This window comes from Frateuria sp. GZRR35 (assembly GCF_051900415.1).
GTDB lineage: Bacteria > Pseudomonadota > Gammaproteobacteria > Xanthomonadales > Rhodanobacteraceae > Frateuria_A.
This window is the reverse complement of the sequence record NZ_JBHZGL010000001.1, coordinates 280,390-292,382: the sequence shown is the minus strand read 5'-3', so window position 1 is coordinate 292,382 and position 11,993 is coordinate 280,390. Positions and strand designations below refer to the sequence as shown.

The 11,993-nt window shown below is 68.5% G+C and carries 10 protein-coding genes; 6 read left to right on the top strand and 4 right to left on the bottom strand.

Features of this window, described 5'->3' with window-relative positions; genetic code table 11:
* Window positions 1–51: 51 nt before the first annotated feature.
* Both folB and tsaD read right to left on the bottom strand, forming a co-directional pair.
* Entirely contained in the window at window positions 52–411 is a 360-nt protein-coding gene (folB, locus tag ACFWZ3_RS01240) for a dihydroneopterin aldolase (protein WP_439705963.1), read from the bottom strand.
* Between the two features lie 98 nt (window positions 412–509).
* Window positions 510–1,571 (bottom strand): tRNA (adenosine(37)-N6)-threonylcarbamoyltransferase complex transferase subunit TsaD, encoded by a 1,062-nt coding sequence (tsaD, locus tag ACFWZ3_RS01235; protein ID WP_439705962.1) that lies wholly within the window; start codon window positions 1,569–1,571, stop codon window positions 510–512.
* Between the two features lie 72 nt (window positions 1,572–1,643).
* Here tsaD and rpsU point away from each other — a divergent pair, with 72 nt between their 5' ends.
* The 6 genes from rpsU to ACFWZ3_RS01205 all read left to right on the top strand — a co-directional run bounded on the left by rpsU (window position 1,644) and on the right by ACFWZ3_RS01205 (window position 6,570).
* A complete protein-coding gene (rpsU, locus tag ACFWZ3_RS01230) occupies window positions 1,644–1,859 on the top strand; it encodes a 30S ribosomal protein S21 (protein WP_055999514.1) in 216 nt (71 codons plus the stop codon).
* A gap of 103 nt (window positions 1,860–1,962) precedes the next feature.
* Window positions 1,963–2,409, top strand: coding sequence for a GatB/YqeY domain-containing protein (locus ACFWZ3_RS01225; RefSeq protein WP_439705961.1), 447 nt, complete (start codon window positions 1,963–1,965; stop codon window positions 2,407–2,409).
* 352 nt (window positions 2,410–2,761) lie between these two features.
* On the top strand, window positions 2,762–2,932 hold the full coding sequence (locus ACFWZ3_RS01220; protein WP_231321958.1) for a DUF1328 domain-containing protein: 171 nt from the start codon (window positions 2,762–2,764) through the stop codon (window positions 2,930–2,932).
* A gap of 124 nt (window positions 2,933–3,056) precedes the next feature.
* On the top strand, window positions 3,057–4,847 hold the full coding sequence (dnaG, locus tag ACFWZ3_RS01215; RefSeq protein ID WP_439705960.1) for a DNA primase: 1,791 nt from the start codon (window positions 3,057–3,059) through the stop codon (window positions 4,845–4,847).
* A 65-nt stretch (window positions 4,848–4,912) separates the two neighbouring features.
* The gene (locus ACFWZ3_RS01210) at window positions 4,913–5,536 is read left to right on the top strand and encodes a DedA family protein (RefSeq protein ID WP_439705959.1); all 624 of its coding nucleotides are present in this window, start codon (window positions 4,913–4,915) and stop codon (window positions 5,534–5,536) included.
* 47 nt (window positions 5,537–5,583) lie between these two features.
* Window positions 5,584–6,570: a bile acid:sodium symporter family protein gene (locus tag ACFWZ3_RS01205; protein ID WP_439705958.1), complete on the top strand. Its 987-nt coding sequence runs from the start codon at window positions 5,584–5,586 to the stop codon at window positions 6,568–6,570.
* Window positions 6,571–6,650: 80 nt separating this feature from the next.
* Here the strand turns inward: ACFWZ3_RS01205 and ACFWZ3_RS01200 are convergent, their stop codons facing one another.
* A complete protein-coding gene (locus ACFWZ3_RS01200; RefSeq protein WP_439705957.1) occupies window positions 6,651–9,089 on the bottom strand; it encodes a CehA/McbA family metallohydrolase in 2,439 nt (812 codons plus the stop codon).
* A 120-nt stretch (window positions 9,090–9,209) separates the two neighbouring features.
* Window positions 9,210–11,858 (bottom strand): magnesium-translocating P-type ATPase, encoded by a 2,649-nt coding sequence (mgtA, locus tag ACFWZ3_RS01195; RefSeq protein WP_439705956.1) that lies wholly within the window; start codon window positions 11,856–11,858, stop codon window positions 9,210–9,212.
* Window positions 11,859–11,993 lie beyond the last annotated feature (135 nt).

Here is an 11,993-nt window from a genome sequence, read left to right as displayed (position 1 = left end):
GGCATGCCACGGCCGCGGCGGACGGCGCCGGCGCGGGCGCCGCCGATGGGTTTACTGGGGGCGGGTGCCGCGCTCGATGCGCACGCCGACCGATTTTGCGCCGCGCACGGCGCCGGGTTTGGAGAGTTTCAGACGCACCCAGCTCACGCCGAACTCGTCGCGGATGATCGCCGCACAACGCTCGGCCAGCGTCTCGACCAGGCCGAAGCTGGAGCTGCCGACGTAATCGATCAGCCGCTTGGAGACGTCCTTGTAGTTGAGCGTGTGCGCAATGTCGTCGCTGGCGGCCGGGACGGTGTTGTCGAACGCCATCTCGATGTCGAACGCGAGCGTCTGGCGCACGCGCCGCTCCCAGTCGTAGATGCCGATCACCGCGTCGATGCGCAGGTCTTCGATGAAAACGATGTCCATCGCGCCAGTTTAGGACATGTGGCCGGGCGCCCCGCGCGCGACCCGCGGAACGGCCGATGCGGGAGGGCGCGCATGGCGGTCGCGCACAGGGTGCGCTCCTACACCGATTGCAGGCTTTCGAGGTCCCAGCGGGGCGACACGCGCACGGCTTCGTCCTGGCCCTGGCCGGCCGCCAGCCGGATCGCCCCGGCCAGCGCGATCATGGCGCCGTTGTCGGTGCAGAACTGCAGCCGCGGGAAGTAGGTGCGGAAACCGTCCTTTTCACCGGCGGCCGCCAGCGTCTCGCGCAGGCGCTTGTTGGCGCCTACGCCGCCGGCGATCACCAGCCGATGGGTACCGGTGGCCTCCAGCGCGCGGCGGCACTTGATCACCAGCGTGTCCACGATGGCTTCCTCGAAGCCGCGGGCCACGTCGGCGCGGGTCTGTTCGGACTGGTCGGACTGCTTCCAGGCCAGCAGCACCTGGGTCTTCAGGCCCGAGAAGCTGAAATCCAGCCCGGGCCGGTCGGTCATCGGGCGGGAGAAGCGGAACACGCCCGGCCGGCCCCGTTCGGCCAGCTTCGCCAGCGCCGGGCCGCCCGGGTACGGCAGGCCCATCAGCTTGGCGGTCTTGTCGAACGCTTCGCCGGCGGCATCGTCAAGAGTGTCGCCAAGCAGGCGGTACTGCCCGATCGCGCGCACCTCGACCAGCATCGAATGGCCGCCGGACACCAGCAGCGCCACGAACGGCGGCGCGGGGGGATCGGGCTCCAGCAGCGGCGCCAGCAGGTGGCCTTCCATGTGGTGCACGCCGATCGCCGGCACGTCCAGCGCCCAGGCCATCGCCCGCGCCGCGGCCGCGCCGACCAGCAGCGCGCCGACCAGACCGGGCCCGGCGGTGTAGGCCACGCCGCCGAGGTCGGCCGGGGTCATGCCGGCCTGCGCCAGTGCCTCACGCACCAGCGGCAGCAGCTTGCGCACGTGATCGCGGCTGGCCAGTTCGGGGACCACGCCGCCGTAGTCCGCATGCAGCTTGACCTGGCTGTACAGCGTGTGCGCCAGCAGGCCCTCGCCCGGCGCCCCGGGCGTCCAGCGCAGCAACGCCACGCCAGTCTCGTCGCAGGAGGTTTCCACGCCGAGAACGGGCTTGACAGGCGGGTTTGAAATTTCTTTTTTGTCCACGCTATAATTCGCGGCTCGCCCTATTCCACAGGCGCGCCAGGTTGGCGGGCCAGTTTACCACTCGGAGTTTTCATGCCCAGCGTCAAAGTCCGCGAGAACGAGCCGTTCGAGCTTGCCCTGCGCCGCTTCAAGCGTACCTGCGAAAAGGCCGGCGTCCTCGCCGAAACCCGCAAGCGCGAGTTCTACGAGAAGCCGACCCAGGAGCGCAAGCGCAAGCGTGCCGCCGCGGTGAAGCGCCACCTGCGCCGCCTCTCGCGCGACGTTTCGCGCAAGACCCGGATGTATTGATCCCCGTCGCCGCTGCGTAGCGCGCGGCACGGTGTTCTGACATCCCGAGGCCGGTGTTGCCCATGGCGACACCGGCCTTTCGCGTTTCCGGAGACAACCCCCCATGAGCCTCAAGCAGCGCATCACCGACGACATGAAGGCCGCCATGCGCGGCGGCGAGAAGGATCGGCTGGCGGTAATCCGCCTGATCCTGGCCGCGATCAAGCAACGTGAGGTGGACGAGCGCATCGAACTGGACGAGGCGCAAGTGCTCGCCGTGCTCGAGAAGATGCTCAAGCAGCGGCGCGATTCAATCGTGCAGTACGACGCCGCCGGCCGCGTGGACCTGGCCGACGTGGAGCGCGCCGAGATGGTGGTGATCGAGGCCTACCTGCCCGCCAAGCTCAGCGAGGCCGAGGTCGACACACTCATCGACGCGGCCATCACGCAGACCGGCGCCAGCTCGCCGCGCGACATGGGCAAGGTGGTGGCTTCGGTCAAGCAGCAGGCCGCCGGTCGCGCCGACATGGCGCAAGTTTCCGCCCGCATCAAGGCACGCCTGGGCGGCTGAGCCGCCCTGCTTCCTCTCCCTTTGGGGAGAGGATCGAGGTGAGGCATAAGTACGGCTCTTTGCGTTCGCTTCCTCTCCCCTCCGGGAGAGGTGAGGGGCCGGGGCTCGCAGGAAACCCCATCAAAGCCGCGCTCCGACCTGCTCCGCCGCGAGAGTGGCCCCTCACCCCAGCCCTCTCCCCAGAGGGGAGAGGGAGCAAGATCGCAGCTGCCCCGAGAGGAGAGTAAGCAAGTTCGCGTCACGCCATGCACAGCGAGCTGATGCGCACCCTTCACGCCCCATCGCCTACAACAGCGCGGCGTCGCCTGATCGGAGGCCCCCGCCTCCGGCCGCGCGGCGAGGGAGAAGCCGCATGCTCAAGTGGGCCATCATCTTCGCCATCATTTCGCTGATCGCCGGCTGGCTCGGTTTCGGCGGGATTTCCGGCATCGCCGCGACGATCGCCAAGGTGCTGTTCGTGATCTTCGTGATCCTGTTCATCATCGCCCTGCTGGCGGTGATCGGGGTGTTCCACATCCTCTAGCGCCCTGCGCAGGGTGGGCTTCAGCCCACCTCCCGGTCGCCGTACGTTGGATCGAGGGCTTCGCGGCCACACAACGCCGCGGGCGCCCCGCAAACGCGCCCCCAGGCCCTAGACTAGGCCGCCTATGCGCGGCCGTATCCCCGACAGCTTCATTGACGAACTGCTTGCCCGCGTCGACATCGTCGACGTGATCGAGCGGCGCGTGCCGTTGAAGAAAGCCGGGCGCGAATGGACCGCGTGTTGCCCGTTCCACAACGAGCGCACGCCCTCGTTCTACGTCAGTCCCGCCAAGCAGTTCTTCCACTGCTTCGGTTGCGGCGCGCACGGCAGCGCGGTGAAGTTCCTGATGGACTACGAGCGGCTGGAATTTCCGGACGCCGTGGAGGAACTCGCCCAGGCCGTCGGCCTGACCGTGCCGCGCGAGGGCGGGCGCGAGGCGGCGCCGCGCGAGGACAAGACCGACCTCTATGCGCTGCTCGACAGCACCGCGCGCTGGTACGAGGGCGAGTTGCCGAAGAACGCCGAGGCGCAGGCCTACTGCCGCAAGCGCGGGCTGGACGCCGACACCATCGCGCGCTTCCGCCTGGGCTGGGCGCCGGCCGGCTACGACGGGCTGATCAAGGCACTCGGCGGCAATGACCGGCGCATGCAACTGCTGACCGAAGCGGGCATGGTCGCCACCGGCGAGCGCGGCCATCGCTACGACCGCTTCCGCGAGCGGCTGATGTTTCCGATCCTCGACCGCCGCGGCCGCGTGATCGCCTTCGGCGGACGCATTATTTCCAGCGCGCCTCCCGCGCGCGAAGATCAAGAAGCGGGCATCCATGCCCGCACTTCTCAACAAAGCACGGGCCCGAAGTACCTCAACTCGCCCGAGACGCCGCTGTTCCACAAGGGCCGCGAGCTGTTCGCGCTGTGGCAGGTCAAGCAGGCCAACAGCCAGCTCGCGCGGATCGTGGTCGTCGAGGGCTACATGGACGTGATCGCGCTGCACCAGGCGGGCCTGCCGATCGCGGTGGCCACGCTGGGCACCGCCACCACGCCCGAGCATACCGAGGTGTTGTTCCGCGCCGCGCCCGATGTGGTGTTCTGCTTCGACGGCGACCGCGCCGGCCGCGCCGCCGCATGGAAGGCGCTCGACGCCGCGTTGCCGCGGCTGCGCGATGGCCGCCAGGCGTACTTCCTGTTCCTGCCCGACGGCGAGGATCCGGATTCGCTGGTGCGCAAGGAAGGCAAGGACGGCTTCGAGAAGCGCCTGAAGGAGGCCACGCCGCTGTCGGACTACTTCTTCGGCGAACTCTCGCACGACGTCGCCACCGGCAGCCTCGACGGCCGCGCGCGGCTGGCCGAGCGCGCCCGGCCGTTGATCGCCAAGCTGCCCGACGGCGCCTTCCGCGACCTGATGGCGCAGGAGCTGGAGAAGCGCACCGGCGCCCGCGCCAACGTCCCGGCCGAGCCGTCCGCGCGCCGCGCGGTGCAGCGTCCGGTGGCCGTGCAGCGCTCGCTGGTGCGCAGCGCGATCGCGCTGCTGTTGGCCCAGCCGGGGCTGGCCGACCTGGTCGAGCCGCCCTACCGCTTCCTGCGCCTGGACAAGCCCGGCGTGGGGCTGCTGGCCGAGCTGATCGACCTGTGTCGCGCGCGGCCGGGCATCAACCCGGCGATGCTGGTCGAACACTTCGCCGAGCGGCCCGAGTACCCCTCGCTGCAGAAGCTGATGGCGGCGATGGTGGTAGGCGAACCAGATGTTCAAAGAGTCGAATTTCTTGACGCCTTGGCTCGCATGGAAGAACAAGCCAACTCTCTTCGGCAAGAAGAACTGGCTCAGAAGAGAGCTAATGGCACGATCTCAAGCGCCGAAAAGGCGGAGTTGCGCGAACTGCACGCAAGGCGCCACCCATCAATTTCGGGGCGGTAACGTGCAGCTTTATTTCTGGCGCGTGCGCCACTCCCGATTGGCGCCCGCGTCCCGCAGGATCACCGATGCAGTTGCTTGAACGCCTGATCCTGCTGTTTGCCGAAAGCGGCTACCTGGCGGTGTTCGCCGCGCTGCTGCTGTGCGGCGCCGGCGCGCCCCTGCCGGAGGACATCACGCTGGTGGCCGGTGGGGTGATCGCCGGGCTGGGCTTCGCCAACGTGCACGTGATGGCGCTGGTGTCGCTGGTCGGCGTGCTCGCCGGCGACGCGGCGATGTTCCTGCTCGGCCACCGGCACGGCGCACGCATCATGCAGTGGCCACTGGTGGCGCGCCTGCTCACGCCCGAACGCTATTGCCGGGTGCAGGAGAAGTTCGCCCGTTACGGCAACCGTCTGCTGTTCCTGGCGCGCTTCCTGCCCGGCATGCGCACGGCGGTGTACGTGACCGCGGGCGCCACGCATCGCGTGTCGTTCATGCGCTTTTTCCTGCTCGATGGACTGGCGGCCCTGATCAGCGTGCCGGTGTGGGTGTACCTCGGTTACTTCGGTGCGAACAATCGCGAGTGGCTGGCGATGTGGATCGGCCGCGGGCAGCACGGGATCTGGATTCTCGCCGGACTGCTGGCGATGGCGGCACTGGTGCTGTGGTGGCGCCGACGCCGGCATGCGCGCTGCGGCATGGACGACTGAGCCTGCCCGCTACAATCCTCGCAGCACGCGTCTTCCGACCGAATCTCATGTCCCTTGCCCCGCTGCGCCGTCTGCTTCCCGACGGCTTCACGCTCGCCCTGCTCGCCGCCGTCGCCTTGGCGACGGTGTTGCCGTGCCGCGGCAGCGCCGCGGTCTGGCTCGACCGCAGCACCGACGCGGCGATCATGCTGCTGTTCTTTCTGCACGGGGCGAAGCTCTCACGCGCGGCGATCGTGCGCGGCGTGACGCACTGGCGGCTGCACCTGGCGGTGTTCGCCAGCACTTTCGTGCTGTTCCCGGTGCTGGGCTTCCTGCTGGCACCGCTCTCGCACGCGTTGCTGACACCGCCGCTGGCGCTGGGCATGCTGTTTGTCTGCACGCTGCCGTCGACGGTGCAGTCCTCGATCGCGTTCACTTCGATCGCCGGCGGCAACGTGCCGGCCGCGGTGGTGAGTGCGTCGCTTTCCAGCCTGATCGGGATCGTGGCGACGCCGCTGCTGGTCGAACTGCTGCTGGCGACGCACGGCGGCCATGCGCCCGGCGCCGAGGGCGTGTGGCAGATCGTCAGGCTGTTGCTGCTGCCGTTCGCGGTCGGCCACCTGCTGCGCCCGTGGATCGGACACTGGGTCGATCGCCACCGTCCGCTGCTGGGATTCACCGACCGCGGCACCATCCTGCTGGTGGTCTATGCCGCATTCGGCGAGGCCGTAGTCGAAGGCCTGTGGCGCGCCACCGCGCCGCTGGCTCTGCTGGCCACCCTCGGCATGGGTGCACTGCTGCTGGCGCTGGCGCTGCTGTGCACCAGCACGACCGGGCGGCTGCTCGGCTTCGCCCGTGCCGACCGCATCACGCTGGTGTTCTGCGGATCGAAGAAAAGCCTGGCCAGCGGCGTGCCCATGGCCAAGATCCTGTTTGCCTCGCAGGCCGGCGGACTGGGCGCGCTGCTGTTGCCGTTGATGATCTTCCACCAGCTGCAGCTGATGGTGTGCGCGGTGCTGGCGCGGCGATACGCGAAGGCGCCGCCGAACCTGTAGGAGCCCACGTATGGGCGATGCCTTTGCGGCCGGATCGCAAAAAGATCATCGCCCACGAGTGGGCTCCTGCGGACTTCCCGTTACTGCGTTTTGACCGCCACGTCGTCCACCACGAACGAGGTCTGCAGGCTGCCGTCCTCGACACCGTAGAAGTTCACCTGCACCGTCTGGCCCTTGTAGCCGTTCAGGCTGAGGGTGTGGTGCTGGTAGCCGCCGGCGGCGTCCTTGTTGGAGTAGGTGGCCAGCGTGATGTATTTGCCGGTGGAAGTGATCACCTGCACCTGCAGCGTGTCGTAGGCCGTGCCAGTGCCCTCGGCGCTGTCGATGTGCAGGTAGAAGTCCAGCGTTGCGCTCATCACCGTGGAGGGAATGCTCACCTGCTGCCGCACGTAGTCGGTGTGGCTGCTGCCGTAGCCATCCAGCCAGGCCTTCCAGCTGCCCGCGTGGGCTGCCTCGCTGCTGTCGCTGGTGATCACGCCGCTGGTCTGCGTCCAGGCGGTGACGCCGCTCTCGAAGCCGCCGTTGCTCAGCAACTGGCTGCTGCCGCCGCCGCTGGCATTGGCGACGCTGAAGCCTACGCCGGTGCTGCTGCCGACATTGCCGGCCGCGTCGTAGGCCCTGGCGACGAGCGTGTGCGAACCGTCGGTGAGCGTGGTCGAGTCGAGGCTGGCCTGGTAGGGCGAGCTGCTGTCGGTGGCCTTGAGCGCGCCATCGACGTAGAACTCCACGCGACTGACGCCGACGTTGTCGCTCGCCGTAGCGGCCAGCGTGATCGTACCGGCGCTGCCGCTTTCCGAGGCGCTGACCGTCGGCGGCGTGGTATCGCCCCCGCCACCGCCGCTGCCCTGGCTCACCCAGACCGGCGCGGACCATAGCCGGTTGCCGTCGGCCTGCGTGATCTTGGCGTAATAGAAGTGCTCGCCCGCGGTCGGGGTCAGGGTGGTGGTCGAGGTTTCGGACAACTCCGTCACCGTGCCGTTGCTGCCGGGCACGCCCTGGAACACCTGCACCCGCTGCACGCTGTCGCCGGACGTGCTGGCGTAGTTGACGGTGAGCGTGAGTGGGCCTGAGTTGCTGAAGCGCTCGCCCATGACGTGCCCGTTGGCGGTGAGTACGATCTGGTCGGCCTTGTCTTCCGTCGCGAACACGCGGCGCGCGCGCAGCGCGTCGAGGAAGCTGGCCAGGCTGAGCACGGTGCCGCTGGGGATCAGCACGCCGGTGCGGTTGGTGTAGCTCGCGCCCCAGTTGGCGCAGTGGTTGTCCTGGTCGGAGCTGGGCGCCACGTGGTAACCGCGTTCCAGGATGGTGTTGAAGGCGGTCTCGTAGTTCGGCCGCGAGGTTTCGGTCTCGCTGGTGTTGGCCGAGAAGGCCGAGCTGTTGAGCACCTCGGCCAGCACCATTACCGCGTCGCCGTCGGCCGTGTAGCCGAAGTTGGTGCCGTTGACCACGAACTGGCCGCTGGACGCGGGATGGTTGAACTGGCCGATCCAGCCGTGCTGGCGCATCAGCGTGTACAGCGACGCGTAGTCGCCCTTGGCGATGTAGTAGTCGCCGATCACCTGGCCGGCACTGTTCTTCTCCCACTCGATCAGGCCGTCGGCGTTGATGATGTTCATGTGGCCGCCATTGCTGATCACGCCCCACTCCTGGCCGTACACGGCGAGGAAGTTCGGGTGCGCGGCACGGAACGCGGAGGCCGCCTGCAGGCCGGAGGCAAACAGGTTTTTCGCGGTGGCCGGATCGGCCGAGGTGTTGGTGCCGGTGGAACCGTCGAACATGTGGTTGTGTTCGGAGGTCATGAGCATGTCCAGCCCGCGGTTCATCGCGTACTGGTAGGCGTCGGCCGGACCGTAGGCGCTGCTCTGCGGCGCCTGCTCGCTGTCGCAGGTGGCCAGGTCGCCGCCGCCGTCGCTGTGGTTGGTCTGGCTGTGCAGGTTGCCGTAGTAGATCGTGTAGGGCAGCGAGCCGGCACTCACCGATTGCGCCTGCAGCGTGTCGCCGTGGCGCGGCAGCGCGCGGAAGGCCGGCACACGCGCGGGCGCCACGTTGCCGACCTGGATGTCGTAGCGCTGTTCCTCGATGCGCCCGGGCGCGCGATCGACCGCCAGGGCCAACGCGTGGCCAGGCAGGCCGGTACCCAGCTGGCGGATGTTGGCCTCGTCCAGCGCGATCGCGCGCAGGCGCACCGTGTAGTAACCGGCCGGCAGGGCCTCGCCGTGGCTGCCCTTGCCGTCCCAGCGCAGGCGGGCCGTGGCAGTGCGCGCGTGCAGCGTGCTGTGTCCCTCCCACGCGCGCAGCACGCGACCGTCGCGGTCGAGCAGCGCGACCTCCCAGGCGACCGGCGTGCCGGGCGCGGCGCCCGGATAGGCGAAGTGCAGCGCCACCGGCCGTCCGGCGGTCGCCTGGAACGGCACCTGCAGCGATGCCTCGAATTCCTGGTGGTCGGGCAGCGCCGTGGCGGCCCACGCAGCCGGCAGGCCGCAGCATCCCAGGCCCGCGAACATCAGCGCGCGAACCATCAAGAACCTTGCATGCATATGAACCCCTACACGTTGGCAAGGATTCCCCCGACAGGTTTTATAGCCGTCGGCCGATGGCGGTGGTATCGGCAAAATTCGTAGGAAAAATTCCCGTGACACTCAGAGCCAGCGGCCGTAGCGCCGGATATACACGCGCTTCACCAGCTGCGTCAGCGCGGCGTAGCAGAGCAGCGTCAACGCCAGCCAGCCGAAGTAGGCCATCGGCAAGCCAGTCATCCCGAGCTTGGCACCCAGCGGGCTGTAGGGAACGACCAGCCCGATCGCGCCGATCGCGAGCGTCAGCGCTAGCACGGGCGCGGCGGCGATGCTCTGCAGGAACGGAATCCGCCGCGTGCGGATCATGTGCACGATCAGCGTCTGCGAGAGCAGGCCCTCGACGAACCAGCCGGACTGGAACAACGCCTGGTGCGCCACGTCGTTTGCGCCGAACAGGTGCCACAACAGCCAGAACGTGGTGAGGTCGAAGATCGAGCTGACCGGCCCCACCCAGGCCATGAAGCAGCCGATGTCGCTGGCATCCCACTGCCGCGGGGACTTCAGGTAGTCCTCGTCCATGCGATCGAACGGAATCGCCAGCTGGGAGATGTCATAGAGCAGGTTTTGCACCAGCAGCTGCAGCGGCAGCATCGGCAGGAACGGCAGGAAGGCGCTGGCCACCAGCACACTGAACACATTGCCGAAGTTCGAGCTGGCGGTCATCTTGATGTACTTCATGACGTTGCCGAAGGTGACGCGGCCTTCGATCACGCCCTCCTCCAGCACCATCAGGTTCTTCTCCAGCAGGATGATGTCGGCCGATTCCTTGGCGATGTCGGTGGCGCTGTCCACCGAGATGCCCACGTCGGCCTCGCGCAGTGCGGGCGCGTCGTTGATGCCGTCGCCCAGGAAGCCCACGGTGTGGCCCTGGCGCTGCAGTGACCTGACCACGCGCGCCTTCTGCAGCGGCGACATCTTGGCGAACACGGTGGTGCGCGCGACCAGCGCATCGAGCGCCGGCTCGTCCAGCGGCTCGATGTCGCGGCCCTGCGCGGAGTGCGCCACCTGGAGGCCGACCTCGCGGCAGATCTTGCGCGTCACCGCCTCGTTGTCGCCGGTGATCACCTTCACCGCCACGCCGTGCTCGCGCAAGGCGGCGATCGCGGTGGCGGCCGAGTCCTTTGGCGGATCGAGGAAGGCCAGGCAGCCGATCGCCGTCAGGCCCGTTTCGTCGGCCAGGCCATAGGTATGCTGGCCCGGGGGCGGCTGCTTGAGGGCAACCACCAGCACGCGCAGGCCGTCCTCGTTGAGCCGGCGGGTCATCGCGCGGATCTCGGCGCGTTGCGCGTCGTCCAGCGTCGTGTCGATGCCGTCCAGCCGCGCCGCGGTGCAGATGGCGAGCATCTCCTCGACCGCGCCCTTGCACACGAGCAGGTGCTCGCCGTCGTCGCCGGCGAGTACCACCGACATGCGGCGGCGCTGGAAATCGAAGGGAATCTCGTCGACCAGTCGGAAGCGCGCGGCCATCGGCTCCAGATCGCGGTGCGCGAGCACCGCCTTGTCCATCAGGTTCTTCAGCCCGGTCTGGAAGCGGCTGTTGAGGTAGCCGAATTCGAGCGCCTCGTCGGAGGCCTCGCCGTGCAGGTCCAGGTGGCGCTCGAGCACGATCCGGTCGAGCGTCAACGTGCCGGTCTTGTCGGTGCACAGCACGTCCATCGCGCCGAAGTTCTGGATGGCGTTGAGGCGCTTGACCACCACCTTGCGGCGGGACATCGCCATGGCACCTTTGCCCAGGTTCGCGGTGACGATCAGCGGCAGCATCTCCGGCGTGAGGCCCACTGCCACCGAGAGCGCGAACAGGAAGGCCTGCAGCCAGTCGTGCTTGTCCAGCCCGTTGATGACGAACACCACCGGCACCATCACCGCCATGAAGCGGATCAGCAGCCAGCTGACCGAGCGCACGCCGCGATCGAAACTGGTCTGCACGCGCTGGCCGGAGAGCGTGTGCGCCAGGGAACCGAGATAGCTGCGCGAGCCGGTCGCCACCACCACGGCGGTCGCGGTGCCGCTGATCACGTTGGTGCCCATGTAGCACACGCTGGGCAGGTCCAGCGGATTGGCATGGCCCTGGACCAGGTCGCGCGCCATCGGCGCGGCCTTCTCCACCGGCAGCGATTCGCCGGTCAGGATGGCCTGGCTGATGAACAGGTCCTTGGCCGAAAGCAGGCGCAGGTCCGCGGGCACCATGTCGCCGGCGGCCAGGTGCACGATGTCGCCCGCCACCAGTTCGCCCACCGGCACCTCGATGCGCTCGCTGTGGCCGTCGGCCGCGCGGCGGGTCACGCTGGCGGTGTTGCGCACCATCGCCTTGAGCTGCTCGGCGGCGCGCGAGGAGCGGTGTTCCTGGGTGAAGCTCAGCAGCACGCTGATGCCGACCATCACGGCGATGATCAGCGGCCCGGTGAGGTCCTCGCGATCGGTCGCCAGCTGCACGATCGCCAGCAACACCAGCACAGCGATGAACGGGTTGCGGCAGGCGCGCAGCAGCTGGCGTGACCAGTGTGGCGGCTTCTCGTGCGAGACCTCATTGGGGCCATCGCGATGCAGGCGCGCGGCGATGCGTTCGGCATCCAGACCGGCCGTGCCGGTGTCGAGGCGGGCCAGCAGTTCGTCGTTGCGCAGCCGTGCGTAGTCCGCCGCCACCACGCGTGCCGGCGCCGCGCTCCTGCCGGTCGCCCGGACCGCCGCGCTGTGGAGGGTCTGCCTGATCATCTTTCCGCTTCCGTCTGTCGCCTGATCGACCGGCACCCGCCTTCGACCCGGCGCGCGCGGCTACCGAAGATCCGGACGTCTGGACGGCCGGACCGGGTGCGGACCTGGCGGAGGCCAGCCCTTGTGCAACCGATG

What these genes read in the sequence shown, in the direction of transcription:
- ACFWZ3_RS01210 (WP_439705959.1), top strand. Translation starts at nt 4,913, where the DNA reads ATGCAGTTGCTTGAACGCCTGATCCTGCTGTTTGCCGAAAGCGGCTAC.
- ACFWZ3_RS01200 (WP_439705957.1), bottom strand. Translation starts at nt 9,089, where the DNA reads ATGGTTCGCGCGCTGATGTTCGCGGGCCTGGGATGCTGCGGCCTGCCG.
- folB (WP_439705963.1), bottom strand. Translation starts at nt 411, where the DNA reads ATGGACATCGTTTTCATCGAAGACCTGCGCATCGACGCGGTGATCGGC.
- ACFWZ3_RS01205 (WP_439705958.1), top strand. Translation starts at nt 5,584, where the DNA reads ATGTCCCTTGCCCCGCTGCGCCGTCTGCTTCCCGACGGCTTCACGCTC.
- ACFWZ3_RS01225 (WP_439705961.1), top strand. Translation starts at nt 1,963, where the DNA reads ATGAGCCTCAAGCAGCGCATCACCGACGACATGAAGGCCGCCATGCGC.
- dnaG (WP_439705960.1), top strand. Translation starts at nt 3,057, where the DNA reads ATGCGCGGCCGTATCCCCGACAGCTTCATTGACGAACTGCTTGCCCGC.
- rpsU (WP_055999514.1), top strand. Translation starts at nt 1,644, where the DNA reads ATGCCCAGCGTCAAAGTCCGCGAGAACGAGCCGTTCGAGCTTGCCCTG.
- mgtA (WP_439705956.1), bottom strand. Translation starts at nt 11,858, where the DNA reads ATGATCAGGCAGACCCTCCACAGCGCGGCGGTCCGGGCGACCGGCAGG.
- ACFWZ3_RS01220 (WP_231321958.1), top strand. Translation starts at nt 2,762, where the DNA reads ATGCTCAAGTGGGCCATCATCTTCGCCATCATTTCGCTGATCGCCGGC.